Origin of the sequence: Pseudomonas sp. NPDC096917 (assembly GCF_044762555.1) — a bacterium.
Classification (GTDB): domain Bacteria; phylum Pseudomonadota; class Gammaproteobacteria; order Pseudomonadales; family Pseudomonadaceae; genus Aquipseudomonas.
Map to the genome: position 1 here is coordinate 215470 of NZ_JBIWEO010000001.1, position 25120 is coordinate 240589.

Consider the following 25120-nt stretch of genomic DNA (forward strand, 5'->3'; position numbering starts at 1 on the left):
GCCTTTTCCAAGGAGCATCAATGTGACCCTGTTAAACCTGATCCCCGGCCAACTGAGCCTTGCCCAACTGCGTGACATTTATCAGCAGCCGGTGACCCTCAGTCTGGACGACAGCGCGTCGGCGCAGATTGATGCCAGCGTGGCGTGTGTTGAGCAGATCCTTGCTGAAAACCGCACCACCTATGGCATCAACACCGGTTTTGGTTTGCTGGCTTCGACAAAAATCGCCAGTCAGGACCTGGAAAACCTCCAGCGTTCATTGGTGCTGTCGCATGCCGCGGGCGTGGGTGAGCCGATCAGCGATGACCTGGTGCGGCTGATCATGGTGCTTAAGGTCAACAGCCTGAGCCGTGGTTTCTCCGGGATCCGCCGCGTGGTGATCGATGCCTTGATCGCCCTGATCAATGCTCAGGTGTATCCGCATATTCCGCTCAAGGGTTCGGTCGGTGCATCGGGTGATCTGGCGCCGTTGGCGCACATGTCGCTGGTGCTGCTGGGCGAAGGCAAGGCGCGCTACAAAGGTGAGTGGCTGGATGCGGTATCGGCGCTGAAACAGGCCGGTCTGCACCCCCTGACGCTGGCGGCCAAAGAAGGCCTGGCCTTGCTCAACGGCACTCAGGTATCAACCGCCTTTGCCTTGCGCGGGCTGTTTGAAGGCGAAGACTTGTTTGCCGCCGCCACGGTCTGCGGCAGCCTGACCGTTGAAGCGGTGCTGGGTTCGCGCTCGCCGTTTGACCCGCGCATCCATGCCGCGCGCGGCCAGCGTGGGCAAATCGATGCCGCCGCCCTGTACCGCGATTTGCTGGGCTCGAGCAGCGAGGTGTCGGCGTCGCACAAAAACTGCGACAAGGTACAAGACCCGTATTCCCTGCGCTGCCAGCCGCAAGTGATGGGCGCCTGCCTGACCCAGTTCCGTCAGGCCGCTGAAGTGTTGGGCATTGAAGCCAACGCCGTCTCGGATAACCCGCTGGTGTTTGCCGAGCAGGGCGATGTGATCTCCGGCGGTAACTTCCACGCCGAGCCGGTCGCCATGGCGGCCGACAACATGGCCTTGGCGATTGCCGAAATCGGCTCACTGAGCGAGCGCCGCATCTCGTTGATGATGGACAAACATATGTCGCAACTGCCGCCGTTTCTGGTGGCCAATGGCGGGGTCAACTCGGGCTTCATGATCGCGCAAGTGACGGCCGCCGCGTTGGCCAGCGAGAACAAGGCGCTGGCCCACCCGCACAGCGTCGACAGCATTCCGACCTCAGCCAACCAAGAGGACCACGTGTCGATGGCCCCGGCTGCGGGCAAACGTTTGTGGGAAATGGCTGAAAACGTGCGCGGCGTGCTCGCGGTTGAATGGCTGGCCGCGTGCCAGGGGCTGGACCTGCGCAACGGTCTGAAAACCTCGTCCAAACTCGAAATCGCCCGCACCACGCTACGCAGCAGTGTGGCGTTCTATGAAAAAGACCGTTTCTTCGCCCCGGACATCGACGCCGCCCTGCAATTGCTGGCGTCGCGCTGCCTGAATGAACTGATTGTGCCCCAGACCCTACCGAGCCTGTAGGCGTCGAGCTCGTCTATCCGCCTTGGCCTTTTAATGATTAGGAGCGTCACACAATGAACCTCTACAAGACTCTGCTGACCCCCTTGCTTTCCATCAGTCTGTTGGCTGGTGCAGGCGCTGCGCAGGCGGCCACCTGGTGCGAATCCGGCAAGCCGGTGAAATTCGCCGGGCTCAACTGGGAAAGCGGCATGCTCCTCACGGACCTGATGCAGTTCGTACTGGAAAAAGGCTACGGCTGTAAAACCGACAGCTTGCCGGGCAACTCCATCACCATGGAAAACGCGCTGGGCAGCAACGATATTCAAGTGTTTGCCGAAGAGTGGGTGGGCCGCAGCGACGTCTGGAACAAGGCTGAGAAGGCCGGCAAAGTCATCGGTGTCGGCGCGCCAGTGGTGGGGGCTGTTGAAGGGTGGTACGTGCCGCGCTATGTGATCGAAGGCGATGCCAGCCGCAACATCGCTGCCAAGGCACCGAATCTCAAATCCATCTCGGACCTGGCGCAGTACGCGTCCGTGTTCAAAGACCAGGAAGAACCGTCCAAGGGCCGCTTCTACAACTGCCCGGCGGGTTGGACCTGTGAGCTTGAAAACACCGAAATGCTCAAAAGCTATGGCTTGGAAAACACCTACACCAACTTCCGCCCAGGCACCGGCCCGGCCCTGGATGCCGCCGTGCTGTCGAGCTACAAGCGTGGCGAGCCAATCCTGTTTTACTACTGGTCGCCAACACCGCTCATGGGCCGCGCTGACCTGGTCAAGCTCGAAGAAAAAGCCGGTGTCGACAAGCACGTAGACATCAAGGTCGGCGTGTCGAAAGTCTTCAGTGAGCAGGCGCCGGAACTGGTCGCCGTGCTGGAAAAGGTCAACCTGCCAATTGACCTGCTCAACCAGAACCTGGCCCGCATGACCCACGAACGTATCGAGTCGCCGCAACTGGCGAAGATTTTCCTCAAGGAACACCCGCAAGTCTGGCACGCCTGGGTCGATGAAGCCGCCGCCAAGAAAATCGAAGCGGCGCTTTGAAAACGGACGCTGTGTCTGTGGTTAACGTCCTTTTCATTTGATCGAGAGTTCTTATGTTTCCCGAACGTTTTACATTTTCTATAGCGGATTGGGTCAACGGCTGGGTTGACGTGTTGGTGACCAACTATGGTGATGTGTTCCGGCATATTTCCGACACCTTGCTGTGGGCCATCGTCAACCTCGAAACCGTGCTGCGCATGGCACCGTGGTGGCTGATGCTGGCCATAGTGGCGGGCATCACCTGGCACGCGACACGCAAAGTGCTGACCACGGCGGTGATCGTCGGGTTGCTGTTTTTGGTGGGCGCGGTGGGCTTGTGGGACAAGCTGATGCAAACCTTGGCGCTGATGATGGTCGCCACGGTGATCTCGGTACTGATCGGCGTGCCGCTGGGCATCTTGTCGGCGCGCAGCAACCGCTTGCGCGCGGTGCTGATGCCGGTGCTCGACATCATGCAAACCATGCCCAGCTTTGTGTACCTCATCCCGGTGCTGATGCTGTTTGGGCTGGGCAAGGTGCCCGCGATTTTCGCCACCGTGATCTACGCAGCGCCGCCACTGATCCGCCTGACTGACCTGGGCATTCGCCAGGTCGACAGCGAAGTCATGGAAGCCATCAACGCGTTTGGTGCCAACCGCTGGCAACAACTGTTCGGCGTGCAACTGCCGCTGGCGATGCCGAGCATCATGGCCGGGATCAACCAGACCACGATGATGGCGCTGTCGATGGTGGTGATCGCCTCGATGATCGGCGCACGCGGCTTGGGCGAGGACGTGCTGGTGGGCATCCAGACCTTGAACGTTGGGCGCGGGCTGGAAGCAGGCTTGGCCATTGTGATTCTGGCGGTGGTGATCGACCGCATTACCCAGGCTTATGGCCGACCACGGCATGAGGTGAGCAAATGACCACGCCTTCTAAAATCGAAGTCAAAAACGTGTTCAAGATTTTTGGCAGCCGCTCCAAAGAAGCGCTGGCCATGATCCAGCAGGACAAAAGTAAAGATCAGGTGTTAGCCGCGACAGGGTGCGTGGTGGGTGTCAATAACCTGTCGCTGAACATCGGCACGGGTGAGATTTTCGTCATCATGGGTTTGTCGGGGTCGGGCAAGTCGACGCTGGTGCGTCACTTCAATCGCCTGATTGACCCCACCAGCGGCGCGATTCTGGTCGATGGCGAAGACATCCTCCAATACGACATGGAAGCCTTGCGCCAATTCCGTCGCCATAAAATCAGCATGGTGTTCCAGAGCTTTGGCCTGTTGCCGCACAAAAGCGTGCTCGACAACGTGGCTTACGGCCTCAAAGTGCGCGGCGAAAGCAAAGCCTTGTGCGCCGAGCGCGCCTTGCACTGGATCAACACCGTGGGCCTGAAGGGCTACGAAAGCAAATACCCGCATCAATTGTCGGGCGGCATGCGCCAGCGCGTCGGCCTGGCGCGCGCCCTGGCTGCTGACACCGACATTATCCTGATGGACGAAGCCTTCAGCGCCCTTGACCCGCTGATCCGGGCCGAGATGCAGGACCAGTTGCTTGAACTGCAAAAAACCCTGCACAAAACCATCGTTTTCATCACCCATGACCTCGATGAAGCGGTGCGCATTGGCAACCGGATTGCGATTCTCAAGGACGGTCGACTGATCCAGGTGGGTACGCCCAGGGAGATTCTGCATGCTCCGGCCGATGACTATGTGGATCGTTTTGTTCAGCGCCGTGCCGTGGCGGTTTAGGTGTGCAAGGGTGAGAAATGAGTAACGTGCAGATTGAAGCAGTGGTGATCGATAACACGCGCATGCGCTGGCAGGACGTGGTGGCCGTTGCCCGGCATGGTGCGCGGCTGGAACTGTCGGCGCAGGCCTGGGCCCGCATCGACAACGCGCAGGCCATCGTGCAGCGCATTGTGCAAAGCGGCGAACGCGCCTATGGCATCAACACCGGCTTAGGCGGGTTAAGCAACGTCTCGCTGCAGCATGAGCAATTGAGCGCACTGTCACGCAACACCTTGCTCAGCCATGCCTGCGGCGTGGGCCCTGTGCTGAGCAATGAGCAAACCCGAGCGATCATTTGCGCGGCGGTCATTCAATACAGCCAGGGCAAGTCCGGCTTGCACCGCCAAGTGGTCGAGGCGCTGCTGGCCTTGCTCAATCGCCAGATCACCCCGCAGGTGCCCTCTCAAGGTTCGGTGGGGTATCTGACCCACATGGCACATATCGGCATCAGCTTGCTGGGCGTGGGCGAGGTCAGCTACCTGGGTCAGGTCGTGCCAGCCCAGCAAGCCCTGGCCGCCGAGGGGTTGGGCCCGGTGCAACTGGGGGCCAAAGACGGCTTGTGCCTGGTCAATGGCACGCCGTGCATGACTGGCCTGAGCTGTCTGGCGCTGGCCGATGCCGCCCACTTATTGCAGTGGGCTGACGTAACGGGCGCCATGAGCTTCGAGGCGCTGCGTGGCCAGATTGATGCATTCGATCCGGAGATTTTGGCGCTCAAGCCGCATCCGGGCATGCAGCAAGTGGGGGCCAATGTGCGCCGCCTGCTGGCAGACAGTGAAGTGATCGCCAGCAGCAAAGGCGTGCGTACCCAGGATGCGTTGAGCCTGCGCTCGATTGCGCAGGTGCATGGTGCCGCCCGCGACCAGCTCAAACACGCCGCAGAGCAGATTGAAACCGAGCTTAACTCGGTCAATGACAACCCGATGGTGCTGGGCACGCCCGAGGCCTATCGGGTGGTCAGTCAAGCCAACCCGCATGGCCAGTCGGTGGCCTTGGCGGCCGATATTTTGGCCATCGCGATGGCCGAGATCGGTTCGATTGCCGAACGTCGACTAGACCGTCTAATCAATCCGCATGTCAGCGACCTGCCTGCGTTTCTGGTGAGTCAGCCGGGCGTTAACTCGGGGATGATGATCGTGCAATACGTCGCGGCCTCGCTGTGCGCGCAAAACCGCCAACTGGCGCAACCGGCGGTGCTCGACAACTACGTAACCTCAGGCTTGCAGGAAGACCACTTGAGCCTGGGCACCAATGCGGCGCTCAAGCTGCTGCAAGTGTTGGAAAACTGCACGCAGATTCTGGCCATTGAATACCTGTTGGCGGCCCAGGCGTTCGAGTTTCTCAAGGCCAAGCATTTTGGTGACGGTACGCAGTTGGCCTGGCACTTACTGCGCGAGCAGGTGGCGCCGTACGATCAGGACCGCTGGCTGGCGCCGGAGATAGCCAAGAGCGCGGCTATTATCAAGGACCCACGCGGGTTGCAGTCATTGTCGCCTTACCTGGCGTGAAGCATCGACGGAGTGATGGAATGAAAACGCTTTGGCAACACTGCAACGTCGCGACCATGGCCAATGGCACGTACTCGGTCATCGAAGACGCGGCCATCGTGACCCGCGATGGCTACATCGATTGGATCGGGCCACGCCGTCACGTGCCGAAAGACCAATACGACCCACTCTTGGGCCAAGTCTTCGATCTGAAAGGCGCGTGGGTCACGCCGGGGTTGATCGATTGCCATACCCACGCGGTGTTTGGCGGCAATCGCAGTGGCGAGTTCGAACAGCGCCTGCAAGGCGTGAGTTATGCCGACATCGCCGCTGCGGGTGGCGGTATCGCCAGCACCGTAAGGGCGACCCGCGCCGCCAGCGAAGAGGAACTGTTCGCCAGTGCTCGTCAGCGCTTGCTGTGTTTGCTGCGCGATGGTGTGACCAGCGTTGAGATCAAGTCCGGCTACGGCCTGAGTCTGGAGAGCGAACGTAAAATCCTGCGGGTGATTCGTCGTCTGGGCGAAGAACTGCCGGTCACTGTACGCAGCACCTGCCTGGCGGCGCACGCGTTGCCGCCGGAATACAAGGATCGCGCCGACGATTACATCGAACACATCTGCACGCAAATGCTGCCCGCGCTGGCGGCCGAAGGGCTGGTGGATGCCGTGGATGCCTTCTGCGAATACCTGGCGTTTTCGCCGGAGCAGGTCGAGCGGGTGTTCAAGGTGGCCCAGCAGTTGGGGTTGCCGGTCAAATTGCACGCCGAGCAACTGTCCTCGCTGCACGGCTCAAGCCTGGCGGCGCGTTATCAGGCGTTGTCGGCGGATCACCTGGAGTTCATGACCGAAGAAGACGCCATCGCCATGGCTCAATCCGGGACCGTGGCGGTGTTGTTGCCGGGTGCGTTTTACTTTTTGCGCGAAACCCAACTGCCGCCGATGGACGCGCTGCGCAAGCATGGAGTCAAGGTCGCCATCGCCAGCGACCTCAATCCGGGTACCTCGCCGGGCTTGTCGCTGCGTCTGATGCTGAACATGGCCTGCACCTTGTTCCGCATGACCCCAGAAGAAGCCTTGGCGGGCGTCACCCTGCACGCTGCCACGGCCTTGGGCATGGGCGCGACCCACGGCTCACTGGAGTCGGGCAAAGTGGCTGATTTTGTGGCCTGGAACATTGATCGCCCGGCAGACCTCGCGTACTGGCTGGGCGGTGATCTGGACAAACGCGTCGTGCGCAATGGCGTTGACGTCACGCTTTAGGAGAAAAGGCTGTGGATAAGGTTCTGACATTCAAACAAGGTCGCGTGCCCTTGCTGATCAGCATGCCCCACGCGGGGTTAAAGCTGACGCCTGCGGTCGAGGCCGGGCTGATTCCCGAGGCGCAAAGCCTGCCGGACACCGATTGGCACATCCCAAGGCTTTACGCCTTTGCCGATGAGCTGGGGGCCAGCACGTTGGCCGCGCAGTATTCGCGGTTTGTGATTGACCTCAATCGCCCCGAAGACGATGCCCCGCTGTACGCGGGCGCGACCACCGGATTATTTCCGGCCACCCTGTTTGACGGCGTACCGTTGTTTCGCGAAGGGCAAGTGCCGAGCGCGCAAGAGCGTGCGACCTACCTGCAAACCATCTGGCAGCCCTACCACCAGACCTTGCAGCAAGCGCTAAAACGCCTCAAGGACGAGTTTGGCTACGCGCTGCTGTTTGACGCGCACTCCATCCGCTCGCAAGTGCCGCACCTGTTTGAAGGGCGCTTGCCGGACTTCAACCTTGGCACCTTCAACGGCGCCAGTTGTGATCCGCAGCTGGCGAGTGATCTTGAAGCGATCTGCGCCGAACACTCAGCTTATAGCCATGTCCTGAACGGGCGTTTCAAGGGCGGCCACATCACCCGCCACTACGGCAACCCAGGGGATAACATCCACGCCGTGCAACTGGAACTGGCGCAATGCAACTACATGGACGAGTTTGAACCGTTCAACTACCGCGAGGATTTGGCGGCCCCGACGCAGGGGGTGCTCAAGCAATTGCTGGCACGGATGATTGCGTGGGGGCAAGAGCGCTACGCCTAAAACGCCTCTCTTTGGTGAGGCTATATAACCCCATGCTCATTCCGCCAATCGGGTTTATGATGCCAATCGGCACTATTTTTGAAGTCCTCATCTGGGATGACCTCAACCCTCTCACGGAGTGTGTAATGCAGACCTTATTCCCGCAGATCAAACCCTACGCCCGGCACGATCTTGCTGTTGATGGGCCGCATGTACTTTACGTCGATGAAAGTGGCACCCCCGACGGTTTGCCGGTGGTGTTTGTCCACGGGGGGCCCGGCTCGGGCTGTGATGCCAACAGCCGCTGTTACTTCGATCCGGGCGTGTACCGCATCATCACCTTCGATCAGCGCGGCTGCGGGCGTTCAACCCCGCACGCCAGCCTTGATAACAACACGACCTGGGATCTGGTGGCGGACATGGAGCGGATTCGTCTGTTCCTGGGCATCGACAAATGGGTGCTGTTTGGCGGCTCCTGGGGTTCGACCCTGTCGCTGGCGTACGCGCAAAGCCATCCAGACCGTGTGCATGGCCTGATTCTGCGCGGCATCTTCCTGGCGCGTGCGCAAGAGATCGAATGGTTCTACCAGGCGGGCGCCAGTCGAATCTTCCCGGACTACTGGCAGGACTATATCGCGCCGATTCCACCGGAGGAGCGTGACGATCTGCTCACCGCGTACCACAAGCGCCTGACCGGCAATGACCAGATCGCACAAATGCACGCGGCCAAGGCCTGGTCGATGTGGGAAGGTCGCACGGCGACGCTGCGCCCCAACCCGCAAGTGGTCGAGCGTTTTTGCGACCCGCATCGCGCCTTGTCGATTGCCCGTATCGAATGCCACTACTTCACCAACAGTGCATTTCTTGAACCTAATCAGTTGATTCGCGACATGTACAAGATCGCCCATTTGCCGGCGGTGATCGTGCATGGCCGCTATGACGTGATTTGCCCGCTGGATAACGCCTGGGAACTGCATCAGAACTGGCCGGGCAGCGAACTGCAAGTGATACGCGATGCGGGGCACGCAGCCTCTGAAACCGGTATTACCGATGCGCTGGTGCGTGCGACCGAGCAAATGGCTAGCAGCCTGCTCAATCTGCAGCCCGACGAAGCATGAAGGGCTTGTTGCAACGCGTCAGTGGCGCGCGGGTAGAGGTGGGCGAAGAGGTTGTAGGCTCAATTGATCAGGGTTTGCTGGTGCTGGTGGCCGTTGAACCTGGGGACACAGAAGCCCATGCGGCCAAGCTGTTGCATAAATTGCTCAATTACCGGGTGTTCAGCGATGTGGACGGCAAAATGAACCTGTCGCTGGCCGATGTCGGCGGCGGTTTGTTGCTGGTGTCGCAGTTCACCCTGGCCGCTGACACCAAAAGTGGGTTGCGCCCCAGTTTTTCCACAGCGGCACCTCCTACGTTAGCCCAGACCCTCTTCAATTACTTGCTGGAAGAGGCAAAACGGCTTCATCCGACGGTCGAAACCGGACGTTTTGGCGCCGAAATGCAGGTGCATTTGGTCAATGATGGCCCTGTGACATTCCTGTTACACATCTAAAACCTTGAAAAAACGAGTTTTCGTCTGAAAACAGGGGGGGGGAGCGAGAAATACTTGCTGAGAATAGATGCGTTGTAACGCGGCCTACTAGATAATCCCGCGCTACCATAGACACTAATCCGACGTGCTTGGGGAATCATTTTTCCCTTTTACGGTCGGAACAGTGCTCGCCAACCCGGCATGTAGATCGCTGGCCGTTGGTTTCATCATCTGTTTTCGGCGAGGTTTGCTCGTGATTGTTAGTCCATTTAATGCACCAAAAATGTCTGCCAAGCGGTTACGCAACGCACTGGTGACGGGCTCTGCGCTCCTTTGCTTGTTCGGTGCGGGTCAACTGTGGGCATTCAGTCTGGATGACGTGGCGGCGCAGGCTAAAACCCTGGCCGAGCAGAAATACCAAGCGCCACGCAGCAACTTGCCAAATGAGTTCCGCGACATGAAGTTCGCGGACTACCAGAAAATTCAGTTCAACCGCGAAAAAGCCCAGTGGGCTGGGGACAAGACCCCATTCAAACTGTCCTTCTATCACCAGGGCATGCATTTCGACACGCCGGTGAAAATCAACGAAGTGACGTCCGACAAGGTCGAAGAGATCAAGTACGACGCGAGTCGCTTTGATTTTGGCGATGTCAAATTCGACCCTAAAGCCACCGAGAACCTCGGCTGGGCGGGTTTCCGCGTGTTGTACCCCATCAACAAGGCGGACAAGCAAGACGAAATCATGACCATGCTGGGCGCGAGCTACTTCCGCGTGATCGGCAAGGGCCAGACCTACGGCTTGTCGGCACGTGGCATGGCGATTGATACCGCGCTGCCATCGGGTGAAGAGTTCCCACGTTTCACCGAGTTCTGGATCGAACGTCCAAAACCTAATGACAAACACCTGGTGATCTTCGCGTTGCTGGATTCGCCGCGTGCGACCGGCGCCTACCGCTTTATCCTGCGTCCTGGCGTAGACACGGTGGTCGACGTGAAAGCGCAAATGTTCCTGCGTGACAAAGTGGGCAAGCTGGGCATCGCTCCACTGACCAGCATGTACCTGTTCGGCGCCAACCAGCCGTCCAAAGTGCTGAACTACCGCCGCGAACTGCACGATTCGTCGGGCCTGGCGATTCATGCCGGCAACGGCGAGTGGATCTGGCGTCCGCTGAACAACCCGAAACACTTGGCGGTGAGTAACTTTGCCGTTGAAAACCCGCGTGGATTTGGCTTGCTGCAACGTGGCCGTGACTTCAGCCACTACGAAGACCTCGATGACCGTTATGACAAACGCCCAAGTGCGTGGATCGAGCCACAGGGTGATTGGGGTAAAGGGACTGTCGACCTGGTAGAAATCCCGACGGCTGACGAAACCAACGACAACATCGTTGCGTTCTGGAGCCCGGGCACGCTGCCAGAGCCAGGCAAACCGTTTGACTATGCCTACCGCCTGCACTGGACCCTGGACGAAGCGGCACTGCACCCGACTGACAGCGCCTGGGTTAAACAAACCTTGCGTTCGACCGGTGACGTCAAGCAATCCAACCTTATCCGTCAGCCTGACGGCAGCGTGGCCTACCTGATTGACTTTGAAGGCCCGTCGCTGGAAAAACTGCCAGCCGATGCGCCTGTTCGTAGCCAAGTGAGTGTGGGTGACAACGCTGACCTGGTTGAAAACAATCTGCGCTACAACCCGGAAACCAAGGGCTGGCGCTTGACCTTGCGCCTGAAAGTCAAAGACCCAAGCAAGTCCACTGAGCTGCGTGCTGCGCTGGTTCAAGACGTTGAGCAAGCCCCTGCAACCGTGGCCAAGGCTGAGAAAGTGGCAGCCAAAGCGCACGAGAAGAAAGAGGCCAAAGAGCACAAAGAAGATAAAGCCAAGGACGCCAAGGGTGCTAAAGCCCCTGCCGCCGAAGCTGCCCCCGCTACCCCAGAACCGGTGAAGACTGAAAAAGTGTTGACCGAGACCTGGAGCTACCAGTTGCCAGCCGATGAGTAATGCTCACTCTCAGCCGGTCTCGCTGGACGAGTACCTGGCACACTTGCCACTGAGCGAGGAGCAGCGCGCCGACTTGGCGAACTGCACCTCGTTCGCCGAGTTGCATGAGCGTCTGTCGGCGCGTTCCGACGTCGATGCTGGCGAAGCCGCTCAGGCTTCGGTGGGCACGCGTCTTAACCTCACCACGGCTGCCGAACTCGAGGAAGCAGAAATGCTCGCCCTCGACGCCAGTGGCCGGGTGATGCTCAGGGCCACGCCGCCGATTCGCCGTACCAAAGTGGTGCCCGAGCCCTGGCGCACCAATATTCTGGTTCGTGGCTGGCGCCGTCTCACCGGGCGCAGTAACCCTGCGGTGCCGAAAAAAGACGAAAAAGTGTTGCCCAAAGCGCGCTGGCGGACGGTGGGTTCTATCCGCCGTTACATCCTGCTCATTCTGATGCTCGGCCAAACCATCGTTGCTGGCTGGTACATGAAAGGCATCATGCCGTACCAGGGCTGGTCGTTCGTTGATCTGGACGAAGTTATGCATCAGCCTCTGATGCAGACCGCGCAGCAAGTACTGCCGTATGCCTTGCAAACCAGCATCCTGATTCTGTTCGGGATTCTGTTCTGCTGGGTTTCGGCGGGGTTCTGGACCGCCCTCATGGGCTTCCTTGAGCTGCTGACCGGGCACGACAAATACCGCATTTCCGGCGCTAGCGCTGGCAGTGAGCCGATCCCGGAGCAGGCGCGTACTGCGCTGGTGATGCCGATCTGTAACGAAGACGTGACCCGTGTGTTTGCGGGCCTGCGCGCGACTTACGAATCGGTTGCGGCCACGGGTGATCTGGACCGCTTTGACTTCTTCGTCCTCAGCGACAGTAACGACCCTGACATTTGCGTTGCCGAACAGCAGGCCTGGTTGGATGTTTGCCGCGAAACAGAAGGCTTTGGGCGGATTTTCTATCGCCGTCGCCGCCGTCGTGTGAAGCGTAAAAGCGGCAACCTCGATGACTTCTGCCGTCGCTGGGGCGGTGATTACAAGTACATGGTCGTGCTTGACGCTGACAGCGTCATGAGCGGCGAATGCCTGACCAGCCTGGTGCGCTTGATGGAAGCCACGCCAGACGCAGGCATCATCCAGACCGCGCCCCGGGCGTCGGGTATGGACACTTTGTATGCGCGCATGCAGCAGTTTGCTACGCGGGTCTACGGGCCGCTGTTCACCGCCGGTTTGCACTTCTGGCAGTTGGGTGAATCTCACTACTGGGGCCACAACGCAATCATCCGCATGAAGCCGTTTATCGAGCACTGCGCCTTGGCGCCGCTGCCGGGTAAGGGCGCATTTGCGGGCGCGATCCTGTCTCACGACTTCGTCGAAGCGGCGTTGATGCGTCGTGCCGGTTGGGGCGTGTGGATTGCTTACGATCTGCCGGGCAGCTACGAAGAACTGCCGCCCAACTTGCTGGACGAACTCAAGCGTGACCGTCGTTGGTGCCATGGCAACTTGATGAACTTCCGCCTGTTCCTGGTCAAAGGCATGCACCCGGTTCACCGTGCGGTGTTCCTGACGGGCGTGATGTCGTACCTGTCGGCGCCCTTGTGGTTCTTCTTCCTGCTGCTGTCGACGGCCTTGCTGGCGGTCAACACGCTGATGGAGCCGCAGTACTTCATGGAACCTCGCCAGCTCTATCCGCTGTGGCCTCAATGGCACCCGGACAAAGCGGTTGCGTTGTTCTCGACCACCATCGTGTTGCTGTTCTTGCCTAAGTTGTTGAGCATTATCCTGATCTGGGCCAAGGGCGCGAAAGAGTTCGGTGGCAAGTTCAAGGTCACGCTGTCGATGCTGCTCGAAATGCTCTTTTCGATGCTGCTGGCACCCGTGCGCATGATCTTCCACACCCGTTTCGTACTGGCCGCATTCCTCGGCTGGGCCGCGACCTGGAACTCGCCACAACGTGACGACGACTCCACGCCGTGGAGCGAAGCGGTGCGTCGTCACGGCCCGCAAACCCTGCTGGGTGCAGCCTGGGCGGCGTTGGTGTTGTGGTTAAACCCCAGCTTTCTGTGGTGGCTGGTGCCGATTGTCGGTTCGCTGATGCTGTCGATTCCGGTATCGGTGATCTCCAGCCGGGTCAAGCTGGGCCTCAAATCTCGTGACGAAAGCCTGTTCCTGATTCCTGAGGAGTACGCCCCGCCGCGTGAATTGTCGGCTACCGCTGAGTACACCCACGAGAACCGCTACCACGCGCTCAACGACGGCTTTATCCGTGCCGTGGTCGACCCGCAGCAGAACGCTTTGGCCTGTGCTTTGGCGACTTCGCGTCACCGTGAAGCCGAGCCGATTGAATGGCTGCGTACCGAACGGGTACGTCAGGCGCTCAAGGTCGGCCCGCAAGGCCTGAGCAACAACGAGCGTATGGCGTTGTTGAGCGACCCTGTGGCGTTGGCCCGCCTGCATGCGCTGGTGTGGAGTGAAGGTCACGAAGACTGGCTCAACGCCTGGCGTGAAACCATGGCGGCGCAGGCCCACGCGCCTTTGCTGCCGTTGCAACCCGCGGCGTGATCTGACGTGAGAAACCCGCTTCTGCTTTTGTGGGAGCGGGCTTGCTCGCGATGCCATCACCTCGGCCCTTCTGATACACCGCGTCGCTTTAATCTCGAGCCAGCCCGCTCCCACAGGTTAAACCCCGCTTGTCATGCTTTTCTCTCTCAAAACTCGTCTCCTAACCTTCTGTGAGTTAGCATCCGTCCCCGAATGGGTGAGTGCCCGGCTTTATTGGCTTTATGAATCGAGCCCGCCGCAGGCCAACACCTTTATTGAGTAGGTTGAGGGGAGTGGATGATGAAGAAGTTTGTCTCGAAACTGCTGTGCGGCGTCGCTGCATTATTGGCGGTAAGCGCAGCCCATGCCGGCGCCATTGAAGACGCGGTCAAGCGCGGCACATTGAAAGTGGGCATGGATCCGACATACATGCCTTTCGAAATGACCAACAAGCGCGGTCAGATCATTGGCTTTGAAGTCGACTTACTCAAAGCCATGGCCAAGTCCATGGGCGTCAAGCTTGAGCTGGTGTCCACTGGCTACGACGGCATCATCCCGGCCTTGATGACCAACAAATTCGACATGATCGGCAGCGGCATGACCCTGACTCAGGAGCGCAACCTGCGCCTGAACTTCAGCGAACCCTTCATCGTGGTCGGCCAGACCCTGCTGATTCGCAAGGAACTGGCAGACAAGATCAAGTCCTACAAGGACCTTAACGACCCGCAATACCGCCTGACCTCGAAAATCGGTACTACAGGTGAAATCGTTGCTCGCAAGCTGATGTCCAAAGCCCAGTACCACGGTTATGACAACGAGCCTGAAGCCGTTCTTGACGTGGTTAACGGCAAAGCTGATGCCTTTATCTACGACGCGCCTTACAACGTTGTGGCGGTCAACAAGTTCGGCAACGGCAAGCTGGAATTCCTCGACAAGCCGTTCACCTACGAGCCGTTGGCCTTTGGTCTGAAGAAAGGCGACTACGACAGCATTAACTTCATCAACAACTTCCTGCACCAGATCCACGAAGACGGCACCTACGATCGCATCCATGACAAGTGGTTCAAAGACACTGCTTGGCTCAAAGACATGGAATAAGCGCGATTCCTTGTAGCCGCTGACGCAGGCTGCGATAAGCCCCGAAGGGGCTTCAGGATTTCAGGGCTGCTCTGCAGCCCATCGCAGCCTTCGGCAGCGGCTACAAAAAAGCTGACCGCGTGACCCTGACGGAAATATTGCAAAGTGATCAAACAGAAAAAAGCCCAGTGGCCCTGGCACGTATTAACCGTGCTGATACTCATCGGTCTGGCGGGTGCGTTGTATTACGCCACTTCGCTGATGTCCTACGAGTGGCGCTGGAACCGAGTCCCTCAGTACTTCGCCTATCAGGCAGAAGAAGCTCAACGAGCCGCTGAAACCTCGACCGTCATTGAAGTGATACGTAACGGCGGTAAGGCCGAAGTCGTGCTGCGCGGCGACGATGGCGCCGAACAGCGTCTGACCGTGGCTGACAACAGCCTGCAACTGGCCGAAGGCGACGATGTGGCCGAAGGCGATGTGGTCGGTGTCAACCGCCATTGGGCAGCAGGTCCGCTGCTTCTGGGCTTGTGGACTACCGTTTGGCTGTCCCTGGTGTCTGGCGTGCTGGGCTTGATAATCGGACTGGCCACCGGGCTGTGCCGGCTGTCGAATAACCCGACCTTGCGCGACCTCTCGACCCTGTATGTCGAACTGGTGCGCGGTACGCCGCTGCTGGTACAGATTTTCATCTTCTACTTCTTTATTGGCACCGTACTCAACCTGTCTCGCGAATTTGCCGGCATTGCCGCCTTGTCGTTGTTCACCGGTGCGTACGTGGCCGAAATTGTGCGTTCGGGCGTACAGTCCATCGCCCGTGGACAGAGTGAAGCAGCACGCTCGCTGGGCCTCAATGCCAGCCAGTCGATGCGCCACGTGGTACTGCCGCAAGCCTTCAAACGGGTACTGCCGCCTTTGGCCGGGCAATTTATCAGCCTGGTCAAAGACACCTCGCTGGTGTCGGTGATTGCCATTACCGAGCTGCTTAAAAGTGGCCGTGAAGTCATCACCACCTCGTTCTCGCCGTTCGAAATTCTGTTCTGTGTGGCGGGCCTGTACTTGTTGATCAACCTGCCGCTGTCGCATTTGGCCAGCCGGCTTGAGCGGAGGCTCGCGCAAAGTGATTGAAGTTCGCAAACTGGTAAAAGTCTTCGATACTCGCGGGCACATCGTGCGTGCGGTCGATAACGTGACCACCCAGGTTGCCAAGGGCGAAGTGTTGGTGGTAATCGGCCCGTCCGGTTCCGGCAAGTCGACCTTTCTGCGTTGCCTCAACGGCCTGGAAGAATTCGACTCCGGTTCGGTCAGCATCGATGGCGTGGATTTGGCCAACCCCAGAACGGACGTTAATGCTTACCGGCGTGAAGTCGGCATGGTGTTCCAGCATTTCAACTTGTTCCCGCATATGACCGTGCTCGAAAACCTGTGCCTGGCGCAGAAAGTCGTGCGCAAGCGTGGCAAGGCCGAGCGCGAGGCCAAGGCCCGTGAGTTGCTGGAGAAGGTCGGGATCGGGCAAAAGGCCAACGAGTACCCCTCGCGCCTTTCGGGCGGCCAGCAACAGCGCGTGGCCATTGCCCGTGCGCTGGCGATGGACCCCAAGGTCATGTTGTTCGATGAGCCGACTTCGGCGCTCGACCCGGAGATGGTCGGCGAAGTGCTGGACGTGATGAAGACCCTGGCGCAGGAAGGCATGACCATGGTCTGCGTAACTCATGAAATGGGCTTTGCCCGAGAAGTGGCCAACCGGGTGCTGTTCTTCGATCATGGCAAATTGCTGGAAGATTCGGCCCCTGAGGACTTCTTCAACTCGCCTAAAGACCTGCGCGCCCAAGCGTTCTTGCGTCAGGTGTTGTAGAGGAGCCGTTGCAAGAGGCAGCCGCAAGCTGGAGCCGATCTGCGTTTGCTCTGAGCTTGCCGCTTGCCGCTTGCCGCTGTCCCTAAACCCGAAACCGTCCCACTAACGTTTGCAGGTGCGTGCCCAGTCGCGCCAGCTCAATGCTCGACGCTGCTGTTTCTTCGCTGGCAGCGGCCGTTTGCTCCGACACATCACGCACGTTCAGTACGCTGCGGTTGATCTCCTCGGCCACGGCGCTTTGTTGCTCGGCCGCCGCCGCGATTTGTTGGTTCATGGCCTGAATGGTGGACACGGTGCGGGTAATATTGCCCAATGACTCGCCTGCGCGACGCGTCAGGTCGACGCTGCTGTCAGTCAGGGTGCGGCTGCTGTCCATGCTGCTGGACACTTGCAAGGTGCCGCTTTGCAGGCCGGCTATCAGCTCTTCGATTTCTTCCGTGGATTTTTGCGTACGCTGGGCAAGGCTGCGCACTTCATCGGCCACTACGGCAAAACCCCGTCCGGCTTCACCGGCTCGAGCGGCCTCAATCGCGGCGTTGAGCGCTAGCAGGTTGGTTTGTTGGGCCACGGATTTGATCACGTCGAGCACGCTGCCAATCTTGTCGCTTTCACGCTTGAGATGGCCCATGGCCTCGGTGGAGTGGCCGACCTCAACCGCCAGTTTTTCAATCTGTGCGATAGCCTGGGCGACCACGTTATCGCCTTCGCGGGCTTGCTGGTCAGCCGCGGCTGCGGCTTCGGACGCTTCTTCGGCATTACGTGCGACTTCTTGCACGGTCGCGGCCATTTCGTTCATGGCTGTGGCTACCTGATCGGTTTCGACTTTCTGATTGTTGACCCCGGCGCTGGTTTGCTCGGTGACCGCCGAAAGCTCCTCGGCGGCACTGGCGATTTGGGTCACGCCCTCGCTGATCCCGCCAATCAACTCGCGCAGGCCCTCGGTCATCCTGTGGATGGCTGTTTGCAGTTGGCCCAATTCATCACGGCGATCCGTCTGGATGTTACGGGTCAGATCACCTGCGGCGACCAGCTCAACGGTTTTAAGCGAGCGTTGCAGTGGGATAACGATCTGACGGGTAATGATCCAGGCGGCGATGATTCCGATCACCAGTGCCAGCAGGGCGCAACTGACCAGTAGCACCTTCGCGTGCTGGCTGTCTTGGTCACGTTTGGCGGTTTGTATCGACGACAATTTTTGGCTGAGTTCGATCAGGTCATTGCCTAGAACGTGCAGGCGCTGCAACGCTTGCTCGTGCCCTTGGCTGGTTTGGGTGAGGTCAGTGAAAACCTGTTTGTACTCAGCCGCCGCCTTGAGTTGCTGATCGACCAAGGCCAGATCATTGGGGGCAGTCAGTGTTTTGCGCGAGAGCTCCAGCGAGGCGTCCAGATCGGCCAGTCGCTCATTGACTTCGCGGTAGTCGTTATCGGACTGGCTTGTCTGATAGTCGAGCCGGGCAATGCGCAAGTCTTTGGTCTGCCCGATGATCTTTGAAATGTTGGCCAGCTTGTCGCCTCGATCAATGACTGAAACCAAGCCATTCCAGCCGGTGGCAGCGATCAGCAGTGTCAGGACCAATACCAGGCCGAAGCCCAACCCGAGTTTGCGATTGACGCTGATATTGCCGAGTAGTTGGGCTAAACGACGGTACATGGTGTTGCTCCTTTATTGACGCGGGTCGCTAGGCGAAAGCGGTCCATTGCTTTGCGGTGCTCATGGATTAAAAGAGCATCGGCGTCATAGGAGAGAACTGAAGGGCACTCGTCGAATGTGTGACGCAGGTCGCAGGAAGTTGCCTCAACCACTGTAGGGCATAGGTATCTATACAACCCTGAAGGGGGGCGCTAAGCCTTGGGGGCCACACGCTCCCGTGGGAGCTGGCGCAGGCTGCGATCTTTTGATCTTTAAGAAATCGCGAGCTTCTGGCGCTTAGAACAGGCGAGCGAGAAGGGCGGTGACGGCAGTTTCGACCCGCAGTATGCGAGCGCCGAGTTGCACCGGTTGCAGGCCCGCCTTGGCCAGCAGGTCGATTTCGTAAGGAATCCAGCCACCTTCCGGGCCGATGGCCAGCGTCACAGCTTCGTTGAGGCCGCGAGGGCAGCCCGGATAATCGCCGGGGTGGCCGACCAGACCCAGGGTGCCCTCGACCATGGCTGGCAGGCGGTCTTCGACAAACGGTTTGAAACGTTTTTCGATGATGATTTCAGGCAGTACGCTGTCGCGGGCTTGCTCCAAGCCCAGCACAAGCTGCTCGCGAATCGCGTCGGGTTCCAGAAAGGGTGTCTGCCAGAAACTTTTTTCAACTCGGTAACTGTTGACCAGCACCACTTTGGGCACGCCCATCGACGCCACGGTTTGCAGCACCCGGCGCAGCATTTTCGGACGCGGCAGGGCCAGCAGCAGGGTCAGCGGAAGTTTTTCCGGCGGTGGCTGGTCGAGGCTGTGGATCACCAGTTCAGCCTCTTTGGCCTCAAGGCGCACCAGTTCTGCAGTGCCCATCAACCCGCCAATGCGCCCCACCCGCAGGCTGTCGCCTACGGCTGCGCGGTGTACGTCCTGCATGTGCGTCAGGCGCCGGTCGCGCAGGATCACGCGGTCGGCAGCTATGAAGTCAGCCTCTTCGAGGAGCAGCAGGTTCATGCTTGAGGTGCTGGCGGTTGAGCGTTGGAGTCACTGTCAGCCGGTTCTTCATGATCGCTGCGTTTGTTTTTGGTGATCAGGCTGCCAAACAAAATGCCGATTTCGAACAGCATCCACATCGGAACGGCCAGCAGGGTCTGCGAGAAGATGTCCGGCGGGGTCAGGATCATGCCGACCACGAAGCAGCCGATGATCACATAGGGGCGAATCTTGCGCAGGTATTTGACGTCGACGATGCCGATCCAGACCAGCAGCACCACCGCCACCGGAATTTCAAAGGCCACGCCAAAGGCGAAGAACAGGGTCATGACGAAATCAAGGTAGCTGCTGATGTCGGTCATCATCGCCACGCCTTCGGGGGTGGCGGCGGCGAAGAACTTGAACACCAGCGGGAACACCAGGAAATAGGCGAAGGCCATACCGGCGTAGAACAGAAAGATGCTGGAGATCAGCAGCGGCACGGCAATGCGCTTTTCGTGCTTGTACAGGCCGGGTGCAATGAACCCCCAGATCTGGTGCAGGATCACCGGGATCGCAATAAACAGCGAGACCATCATCGTCAGCTTGAGCGGGGTAAGGAACGGCGAGGCCACGTCGGTGGCGATCATCGTGGCGCCCACCGGCAGGTATTCGCGCAGCGGCGTGGAGACCAGGGTGTAGATCTGCTGCGTGAAGGAAAACAAGGCGACGAAGATCAGAAAGATCGCCGCAATACAGCGCAACAAGCGGGTGCGCAGCTCGGTGAGATGCGAAACCAGCGGCATGGGCTGGTCGTGTTCGGGCTGCTCGTTTCGGGAGGATTCGCTCATGCGCTTAAGGGGCTCGCGGGGGCAGGGTTGGGTCGTGTGGCGCTGGCGGTTGAGGCGCAGGCTCGGACTCGGTCTTGCTCAGGCTGATCGGTGCAGGGCTGGCAGGCTCTGCAGGCGGCGGTGGGGTTACAGGCGTAACCTCAGGCGCGATCACGGGCTCTGTCGGCACCACGGGCGGCACAGGCGGCTGGAGCGGGGCCAGGATCTTCTTGGCCTCCTCTTCCATCGACAAGATGTGTTCGTTGTGCAACTGGCGACGTATTTCGTCTGCGCCGATTTCACGTTCAACTTCCTGTTTGATCGCATTGAAACTGCGTTTCAAGCGCCCGATCCACAGGCCCGCCGTACGCGCAGCGCCGGGCAGGCGCTCGGGGCCGAGCACCAGCAGCGCCACCAGGCCGACGAGTAGCAGTTCACCGAAGCTGATACCGAACATTAGTTTTGGCTCACACGTCTTTACGGGTTGGCTCTTCGACTTTTTGTGCCTGCACGTCGATCGTGTGCGGCTCATTCAGGGTCGATGTGGTGTGCGGGGTTGGCGCAGCAGTCGGCTGTGCAGGTGGAACCACAGGCTCTGCAGGCTTTTCGTCGTCGTTCATGGCTTTGCGAAAGCCCTTGATCGATTCGCCGACGTCAGTGCCCAGGTTTTTCAGTTTTTTGGTGCCGAAGACCAGGACCACGACTACCAGAATGACGATCCAGTGTTTCCAGTCAAAAATGCCCATGCTGTGCTCCTTGAAAAAGGGTTAGGCGGACGGCCGCGAGGCCTTTTCCACGTGTCCGGAGGTGCCGATGCGGCGTTCCAGTTCATCCAGTACGGCCTGAGGATGCTGACCCAACTGGGCGAGCATGATCATGCTGTGGAACCATAAGTCAGCTGTTTCATAAATCACATCGCTGCAATCACCACTGATGGCGGCATCTTTGGCGGCGATGATGGTTTCGACCGACTCTTCGCCGACTTTCTCCAGAATCTTGTTCAGGCCCTTGTGGTACAGGCTGGCGACATAGGAGCTGTCTGGCGAGGCGCCTTTGCGCTCTTCGAGCACTTGAGCGACGCGGCTTAGGGTGTCAGTCATGAGAATGGCCTGCGTGGTAAATGGCGTTCGGGTCTTTAAGCACTGGATCAACGGTCTTCCACTCGGCGTTTTCGTACACGCGGTAGAAGCAGCTCTGACGGCCGGTATGGCAAGCGATGTCACCGATTTGCTCAACCATGAGGATGATGACGTCAGCGTCACAGTCCAGGCGCATTTCATGCAGTTTTTGCACGTGGCCTGATTCTTCACCCTTGCGCCACAGTTTGCCACGCGAGCGTGACCAGTAAATGGCACGATTCTCGGTCGCCGTCAGGCTCAGGGCCTCGCGGTTCATCCACGCCATCATCAGCACGCGCCCGGTTTTGTAGTCTTGGGCAATCGCCGGCACCAGGCCATCGTTGTCCCATTTGATTTCGTCCAGCCAGTCTTTCATGTTTGACTCCGCCCTAGCGATGCCACAGTTTGCCAGCCTCGCCCGGTCATTGGTATCGGCACATTTCCCAATGTGGCCTGCCCAGCGCAGGCGCTCTGGCGCAGGCTGTGATCTTTTGATCCGTGCACCTGCGTCAAAAGATTGCAGGCAGTGTCAACTTCTACGATCGGCGCACGATCAGGTAAAGACCTATGGTCAGCAAAATCCCGGCGGGCCAGTAACCCGCAGTGTGCAGCGGCCCGATACTGGCCAGCAAGGCGCCTGCGGCTAAATGCCCGGCCCCCAGCAGTCGCAAGAACCAGCCATCCCTGGGCTCTTGCGCCCTCAGCTGCTGGTTTTTAGCGTGGGGTTGCGACAGACGCTCCAGCAAATCGCGGGTCATGCCGGCCAGATGCGGGATCTGCTCAACCTGGCTATGCAAGTTGCGCAGCAAGGTTTTAGGGCTGACACGCTCACGCATCCAGCGCTCAAGGAACGGCTGCGCGGTGCTCCACAGGTCGAGGTCGGGGTACAACTGACGGCCAAGGCCTTCGATGTTGAGCAGGGTTTTTTGCAGCAATACCAACTGCGGTTGAACTTCCATATTGAAGCGCCGAGCGGTCTGGAACAGACGCATCAGGACCTGCCCAAAGGAAATTTCCTTAAGCGGCTTTTCAAAAATCGGTTCGCACACGGTCCGAATCGCAGCTTCAAACTCATTGAGCTTGGTGTTCGCGGGCACCCAGCCCGAATCGATGTGTAATTGCGCCACACGCCGGTAGTCGCGCTTGAAGAAAGCGAACAGGTTACGCGCCAGATAGTCCTGGTCTTCGGGCGTCAGGCTGCCGACGATGCCACAGTCGATGGCGATGTACTGCGGGCTCCACGGGCTGACCGTGCTGACGAAGATGTTGCCGGGGTGCATGTCGGCATGGAAGAAGCTGTCGCGGAACACTTGAGTGAAGAAAATTTCGACGCCGCGTTCGGCGAGCATCTTCATGTCGGTGCGCTGATCGGCCAAGGCTGCCAGGTCGGTGACTTGTATTCCGTAGATGCGCTCCATCACCAACACTTTGGGGCGGCACCAGTCCCAGTAAATCTGCGGCACGTAGAGCAGCGGCGAACCGTCGAAGTTGCGCTTGAGCTGGCTGGCATTGGCCGCTTCGCGGAGCAAATCGAGTTCGTCGTAAATGGTCTTTTCGTAGTCGCTGACCACGTCCACCGGGTGCAGCAGGCGGGCGTCGGCGCTCAGGCGCTCAGCGGTCTTGGCCAGAATGAAGAGCCAGGCCAGATCGGAGCCGATAATGGGTTTAAGGCCTGGACGCACAACCTTGACCACCACTTCTTCGCCGGTTTTGAGCTTGGCTGAGTGAACCTGAGCCACCGAGGCCGAGGCCAACGGTGTAATGTCAAAACGGCTGAAGACTTCGCTGATTTTGGCGCCGAGCTGTTCTTCGATCAGCTTGACCGCCAACTGCGGGTCAAACGGCGGCACTCGATCTTGCAGCAGCATCAACTCGTCAGCGATGTCCGGGGGCAATAAGTCGCGGCGAGTTGAGAGAATTTGCCCGAACTTGATGAAGATCGGTCCCAAATCCTGGAGTGCCAGGCGCAGGGCAGCCCCTCGACTGAGCTCCAGCTTTTTACGCGGGAACCATCGCCACGGCAGCACGTAGCGCAATGACAGCATCCACCACGGCAAAGGCAGGGCAAACAGCAGGTCATCCAGACGGTAGCGAATAACGATGCGCTGGATGCGAAACAAACGGCGTATGGCAAGCAGCTTCATGCGTTATCGCTGGTATTGAGGGATCGGCTGAGGCGCTCGAAGCGTGCCTCAAGGCGGTCCAGGTCGAGTTTGAGTTGGTCGAGTTCATCGAAACGCGCTTGCGCTTCACGTTCGCCGACCAAAGTGCGGGCTTCTTCGCTCAGGTATTCGGCCAGATTCTGATTAATGCTGGCGAACCCTTGCTGATACCAGTTAGCGCGACTGCGCAGGTGGCCGCCGATCATGGCCGTGGCCACCGGGCCTAGCCAGCGCGAGAGTTCGTACTCCCAGTCCAGCTCCAGGTCTTGCAGCACGGCGGCCAACTCCATCAGCGCTGCGCTGTCGCCCTCAAGCTCGACTTCAGGGCTATGCAAAATGGCGCTTTTGTCTTTGCTCAGCGCCAGTCGCAGCAGGCTCGCTGCAGGCGCACGCAAGGTACAGTCAGCCTCGGCGGCCCATTGCGGGGCGAGGAGCAGGCCTTCATCGCTGGGCAAGATAAACAGCTGCAACGTTGGGCTTGTGCCTTGAACGGCAATCACCTTGCCGGTCAAAGGACGCAAGCGCGCCATCGCGGTGCCGTCCAGGCGTAAGACCCGGTTGACACCGTTTTCGACGCTGGCGAGAAGGCCGCGCAACAACATCAGGGTTTGATGCCGCGGTGCAGGGCGACGATGCCGGAGGTCATGTTGTGATAGGTCACGCGGTCAAAGCCGGCCTCGACCATCATCGACTTCAGCGTCTCTTGGTTCGGGTGCATGCGGATCGACTCAGCCAAGTAGCGATAGCTCTGCGGGTCGTTGAGGACCAGCTTGCCGACCATTGGCATAAAGGCGAACGAATAGGCGTCGTACACCTTGGACATCAGCGCGTTGGTGGGCTTGGAAAATTCCAGCACCAGCAAGCGGCCACCCGGCTTGAGCACACGCAGCATGGAGCGCAGCGCGTCTTCTTTATGGGTCACGTTACGCAGGCCAAAGGCGATGGTGACGCAATCGAAGTAGTTGTCCGGGAATGGCAGCTTTTCGGCGTCGGCCTGAACGAACTCAATATTGCCTGCCACCCCTTTGTCCAGCAGGCGATCACGGCCGACCTTGAGCATCGAGGCGTTGATGTCGGCCAGCACCACTTGGCCGGTTGGGCCGACCAGGTGCGAGAACTTGCGCGCCAGGTCACCCGTACCGCCAGCGATGTCCAGCACCTTGTTGCCAGGGCGTACGCCAGACAATTCGATGGTGAAACGCTTCCACAGACGGTGCATGCCGCCCGACAGAACGTCGTTCATCAGGTCATATTTACCGGCTACGGAGTGGAAAACCTCGGCGACTTTTTCCGCCTTTTGGCTTTCCGGCACGTTCTTGAAGCCGAAGTGTGTGGTGGGTTCGGCATCGCTGCCTTTGCGCTGATCAGTCATATCGCTGTCACCAGAAGAGAATGCTGGCCATTCTAATCCCGGTGGCCCGCTTTGTCTTGGCCGGGCGCTGTTGAGGTTTGATTGTGGCCTCTAAGGTCTGTTCCCATTTCATTGCAGCCGCGACGAAGGCCCACGTGGTGCAGGGCAAGGCGCGAGAAGCGTAGTTTGGTTGTTCCC

General features: G+C 59.2%; 24 protein-coding genes. 14 read left to right on the forward strand and 10 right to left on the reverse strand.

The features are described 5' to 3' along the window. Positions 1 to 22 precede the first annotated feature (22 nt). The 14 genes from hutH (ACIQYF_RS01030) (at position 23) to ACIQYF_RS01095 (ending at position 16865) form a co-directional block, all read left to right on the forward strand. Entirely contained in the window at positions 23 to 1555 is a 1533-nt protein-coding gene (gene hutH / locus ACIQYF_RS01030; RefSeq protein ID WP_402855559.1) for a histidine ammonia-lyase, read from the forward strand. Positions 1556 to 1608: 53 nt separating this feature from the next. Beyond that, positions 1609 to 2577 (forward strand): ABC transporter substrate-binding protein, encoded by a 969-nt coding sequence (locus tag ACIQYF_RS01035; protein ID WP_402855562.1) that lies wholly within the window; start codon positions 1609 to 1611, stop codon positions 2575 to 2577. A 53-nt stretch (positions 2578 to 2630) separates the two neighbouring features. After that, positions 2631 to 3482, forward strand: coding sequence for an ABC transporter permease (locus tag ACIQYF_RS01040; protein ID WP_402855565.1), 852 nt, complete (start codon positions 2631 to 2633; stop codon positions 3480 to 3482). Beyond that, positions 3479 to 4303 (forward strand): glycine betaine/L-proline ABC transporter ATP-binding protein, encoded by an 825-nt coding sequence (locus tag ACIQYF_RS01045; protein WP_402855568.1) that lies wholly within the window; start codon positions 3479 to 3481, stop codon positions 4301 to 4303. Before ACIQYF_RS01040 ends, ACIQYF_RS01045 begins: the two co-directional genes overlap by 4 nt. 17 nt (positions 4304 to 4320) lie before the next feature. Next, positions 4321 to 5850: a histidine ammonia-lyase gene (hutH, locus tag ACIQYF_RS01050; protein ID WP_402855571.1), complete on the forward strand. Its 1530-nt coding sequence runs from the start codon at positions 4321 to 4323 to the stop codon at positions 5848 to 5850. Positions 5851 to 5870: 20 nt separating this feature from the next. Beyond that, positions 5871 to 7088: an imidazolonepropionase gene (hutI, locus tag ACIQYF_RS01055; protein WP_402855574.1), complete on the forward strand. Its 1218-nt coding sequence runs from the start codon at positions 5871 to 5873 to the stop codon at positions 7086 to 7088. Positions 7089 to 7099: 11 nt separating this feature from the next. Beyond that, positions 7100 to 7900, forward strand: coding sequence for an N-formylglutamate deformylase (gene hutG / locus ACIQYF_RS01060; protein ID WP_402855577.1), 801 nt, complete (start codon positions 7100 to 7102; stop codon positions 7898 to 7900). 125 nt (positions 7901 to 8025) lie between these two features. Continuing rightward, a complete protein-coding gene (pip, locus tag ACIQYF_RS01065; RefSeq protein WP_402855580.1) occupies positions 8026 to 8997 on the forward strand; it encodes a prolyl aminopeptidase in 972 nt (323 codons plus the stop codon). Next, positions 8994 to 9431: a D-aminoacyl-tRNA deacylase gene (gene dtd / locus ACIQYF_RS01070; RefSeq protein WP_402855584.1), complete on the forward strand. Its 438-nt coding sequence runs from the start codon at positions 8994 to 8996 to the stop codon at positions 9429 to 9431. Before pip ends, dtd begins: the two co-directional genes overlap by 4 nt. Before the next feature lie 232 nt (positions 9432 to 9663). Next, the gene (locus ACIQYF_RS01075) at positions 9664 to 11409 is read left to right on the forward strand and encodes a glucan biosynthesis protein G (RefSeq protein ID WP_402855587.1); all 1746 of its coding nucleotides are present in this window, start codon (positions 9664 to 9666) and stop codon (positions 11407 to 11409) included. Continuing rightward, positions 11402 to 13954, forward strand: coding sequence for a glucans biosynthesis glucosyltransferase MdoH (mdoH, locus tag ACIQYF_RS01080; RefSeq protein WP_402855590.1), 2553 nt, complete (start codon positions 11402 to 11404; stop codon positions 13952 to 13954). The genes ACIQYF_RS01075 and mdoH overlap by 8 nt, the downstream gene beginning before the upstream one ends. Before the next feature lie 279 nt (positions 13955 to 14233). Further along, complete coding sequence (locus tag ACIQYF_RS01085) at positions 14234 to 15031, forward strand: transporter substrate-binding domain-containing protein (RefSeq protein WP_402855593.1); 798 nt, start codon at positions 14234 to 14236, stop codon at positions 15029 to 15031. A 147-nt stretch (positions 15032 to 15178) separates the two neighbouring features. Continuing rightward, positions 15179 to 16138 (forward strand): amino acid ABC transporter permease, encoded by a 960-nt coding sequence (locus tag ACIQYF_RS01090; protein WP_402856172.1) that lies wholly within the window; start codon positions 15179 to 15181, stop codon positions 16136 to 16138. Then, positions 16131 to 16865, forward strand: coding sequence for an amino acid ABC transporter ATP-binding protein (locus tag ACIQYF_RS01095; RefSeq protein ID WP_402855596.1), 735 nt, complete (start codon positions 16131 to 16133; stop codon positions 16863 to 16865). The genes ACIQYF_RS01090 and ACIQYF_RS01095 overlap by 8 nt, the downstream gene beginning before the upstream one ends. 82 nt (positions 16866 to 16947) lie before the next feature. On the opposite strand, the gene ACIQYF_RS01100 is transcribed toward ACIQYF_RS01095, so the two are convergent. From ACIQYF_RS01100 to ubiE, 10 genes are all read right to left on the reverse strand, one after another. Beyond that, the gene (locus ACIQYF_RS01100; protein WP_402855599.1) at positions 16948 to 18516 is read right to left on the reverse strand and encodes a methyl-accepting chemotaxis protein; all 1569 of its coding nucleotides are present in this window, start codon (positions 18514 to 18516) and stop codon (positions 16948 to 16950) included. Positions 18517 to 18792: 276 nt separating this feature from the next. Then, positions 18793 to 19503: a 16S rRNA (uracil(1498)-N(3))-methyltransferase gene (locus tag ACIQYF_RS01105; RefSeq protein ID WP_402855602.1), complete on the reverse strand. Its 711-nt coding sequence runs from the start codon at positions 19501 to 19503 to the stop codon at positions 18793 to 18795. Then, on the reverse strand, positions 19500 to 20312 hold the full coding sequence (gene tatC / locus ACIQYF_RS01110; protein ID WP_402855605.1) for a twin-arginine translocase subunit TatC: 813 nt from the start codon (positions 20310 to 20312) through the stop codon (positions 19500 to 19502). Before tatC ends, ACIQYF_RS01105 begins: the two co-directional genes overlap by 4 nt. 4 nt (positions 20313 to 20316) lie before the next feature. Continuing rightward, complete coding sequence (gene tatB / locus ACIQYF_RS01115) at positions 20317 to 20748, reverse strand: Sec-independent protein translocase protein TatB (protein ID WP_402855608.1); 432 nt, start codon at positions 20746 to 20748, stop codon at positions 20317 to 20319. A gap of 10 nt (positions 20749 to 20758) precedes the next feature. Further along, the gene (locus tag ACIQYF_RS01120) at positions 20759 to 21037 is read right to left on the reverse strand and encodes a twin-arginine translocase TatA/TatE family subunit (protein ID WP_048366734.1); all 279 of its coding nucleotides are present in this window, start codon (positions 21035 to 21037) and stop codon (positions 20759 to 20761) included. Between the two features lie 21 nt (positions 21038 to 21058). Continuing rightward, on the reverse strand, positions 21059 to 21391 hold the full coding sequence (locus tag ACIQYF_RS01125) for a phosphoribosyl-ATP diphosphatase (RefSeq protein WP_322235858.1): 333 nt from the start codon (positions 21389 to 21391) through the stop codon (positions 21059 to 21061). Next, positions 21384 to 21785 (reverse strand): phosphoribosyl-AMP cyclohydrolase, encoded by a 402-nt coding sequence (gene hisI / locus ACIQYF_RS01130; protein WP_402855613.1) that lies wholly within the window; start codon positions 21783 to 21785, stop codon positions 21384 to 21386. The genes ACIQYF_RS01125 and hisI overlap by 8 nt, the downstream gene beginning before the upstream one ends. A gap of 160 nt (positions 21786 to 21945) precedes the next feature. After that, complete coding sequence (gene ubiB, locus ACIQYF_RS01135; RefSeq protein ID WP_402855616.1) at positions 21946 to 23553, reverse strand: ubiquinone biosynthesis regulatory protein kinase UbiB; 1608 nt, start codon at positions 23551 to 23553, stop codon at positions 21946 to 21948. Then, positions 23550 to 24173 carry an SCP2 domain-containing protein gene (locus ACIQYF_RS01140; protein ID WP_402855619.1) on the reverse strand — a complete coding sequence of 208 codons (624 nt, stop codon included), beginning with the start codon at positions 24171 to 24173 and terminating at the stop codon, positions 23550 to 23552. Before ACIQYF_RS01140 ends, ubiB begins: the two co-directional genes overlap by 4 nt. Next, positions 24173 to 24943 (reverse strand): bifunctional demethylmenaquinone methyltransferase/2-methoxy-6-polyprenyl-1,4-benzoquinol methylase UbiE, encoded by a 771-nt coding sequence (gene ubiE, locus ACIQYF_RS01145; protein ID WP_402855622.1) that lies wholly within the window; start codon positions 24941 to 24943, stop codon positions 24173 to 24175. Before ubiE ends, ACIQYF_RS01140 begins: the two co-directional genes overlap by 1 nt. Positions 24944 to 25120 lie beyond the last annotated feature (177 nt).

Bases quoted from the DNA above. Each gene is read 5' to 3' on its own strand.
- ACIQYF_RS01035 (WP_402855562.1), top strand. From the start codon at position 1,609: ATGAACCTCTACAAGACTCTGCTGACCCCCTTGCTTTCCATCAGTCTG.
- ACIQYF_RS01040 (WP_402855565.1), top strand. From the start codon at position 2,631: ATGTTTCCCGAACGTTTTACATTTTCTATAGCGGATTGGGTCAACGGC.
- ACIQYF_RS01045 (WP_402855568.1), top strand. From the start codon at position 3,479: ATGACCACGCCTTCTAAAATCGAAGTCAAAAACGTGTTCAAGATTTTT.
- hutH (WP_402855571.1), top strand. From the start codon at position 4,321: ATGAGTAACGTGCAGATTGAAGCAGTGGTGATCGATAACACGCGCATG.
- hutI (WP_402855574.1), top strand. From the start codon at position 5,871: ATGAAAACGCTTTGGCAACACTGCAACGTCGCGACCATGGCCAATGGC.
- pip (WP_402855580.1), top strand. From the start codon at position 8,026: ATGCAGACCTTATTCCCGCAGATCAAACCCTACGCCCGGCACGATCTT.
- dtd (WP_402855584.1), top strand. From the start codon at position 8,994: ATGAAGGGCTTGTTGCAACGCGTCAGTGGCGCGCGGGTAGAGGTGGGC.
- mdoH (WP_402855590.1), top strand. From the start codon at position 11,402: ATGAGTAATGCTCACTCTCAGCCGGTCTCGCTGGACGAGTACCTGGCA.
- ACIQYF_RS01085 (WP_402855593.1), top strand. From the start codon at position 14,234: ATGAAGAAGTTTGTCTCGAAACTGCTGTGCGGCGTCGCTGCATTATTG.
- ACIQYF_RS01100 (WP_402855599.1), bottom strand. From the start codon at position 18,516: ATGTACCGTCGTTTAGCCCAACTACTCGGCAATATCAGCGTCAATCGC.
- ACIQYF_RS01105 (WP_402855602.1), bottom strand. From the start codon at position 19,503: ATGAACCTGCTGCTCCTCGAAGAGGCTGACTTCATAGCTGCCGACCGC.
- tatC (WP_402855605.1), bottom strand. From the start codon at position 20,312: ATGAGCGAATCCTCCCGAAACGAGCAGCCCGAACACGACCAGCCCATG.
- tatB (WP_402855608.1), bottom strand. From the start codon at position 20,748: ATGTTCGGTATCAGCTTCGGTGAACTGCTACTCGTCGGCCTGGTGGCG.
- ACIQYF_RS01120 (WP_048366734.1), bottom strand. From the start codon at position 21,037: ATGGGCATTTTTGACTGGAAACACTGGATCGTCATTCTGGTAGTCGTG.
- ACIQYF_RS01125 (WP_322235858.1), bottom strand. From the start codon at position 21,391: ATGACTGACACCCTAAGCCGCGTCGCTCAAGTGCTCGAAGAGCGCAAA.
- hisI (WP_402855613.1), bottom strand. From the start codon at position 21,785: ATGAAAGACTGGCTGGACGAAATCAAATGGGACAACGATGGCCTGGTG.
- ubiB (WP_402855616.1), bottom strand. From the start codon at position 23,553: ATGAAGCTGCTTGCCATACGCCGTTTGTTTCGCATCCAGCGCATCGTT.
- ACIQYF_RS01140 (WP_402855619.1), bottom strand. From the start codon at position 24,173: ATGTTGTTGCGCGGCCTTCTCGCCAGCGTCGAAAACGGTGTCAACCGG.
- ubiE (WP_402855622.1), bottom strand. From the start codon at position 24,943: ATGACTGATCAGCGCAAAGGCAGCGATGCCGAACCCACCACACACTTC.